This is a genomic window from Shinella sp. M31 (assembly GCF_049199205.1).
Taxonomy (GTDB): domain Bacteria; phylum Pseudomonadota; class Alphaproteobacteria; order Rhizobiales; family Rhizobiaceae; genus Shinella.
In genome coordinates, this window is the sequence record NZ_JBLZPH010000216.1 from 1 (window position 1) to 425 (window position 425).

Here is a 425-nt window from a genome sequence, read left to right on the forward strand (position 1 = left end):
CCGGATGTGGTTGCCGATCGCAGGCAGTTCGGACATTGGGAATGCGACCTGATCCAGTTCCGCCAGAAGTTCGGCAAGGCGAACGTGACGTCGTTGGTCGAGCGGGTCAGCCGTTTCGCCGTTCTCTTTCGCAACAACGACCGGCAATCCCGCCCTATCATCGAGCGTCTCATCAGCGTGCTGCGGGCCCTGCCCCATCGCGCGCGCCGGTCGATCACCTTCAATAGTGGCAGAGAGTTCACTGATTGGCCCTACCTCCAGGCCGGCATCGGCTCCGCGACGTGGTTCTGCGACCCGCAATCACCCTGGCAGAAGGGCACCGTCGAGAACACGAACGGACGGGCCAGGAAATGGCTTTCGAGGGATATCGATCCGCTCTCGATCAGCGAACAGGACCTGAAGGAAATCTGCGACCGGCTGAACAC

1 protein-coding gene is annotated in these 425 nt (G+C 61.4%); it reads left to right on the forward strand.

Annotated elements, in window-relative coordinates; translation table 11 throughout:
* A partial coding sequence (locus ACOZKU_RS27885) for an IS30 family transposase (RefSeq protein WP_421581624.1) occupies nucleotides 1–425 on the forward strand: 425 nt, incomplete at both ends.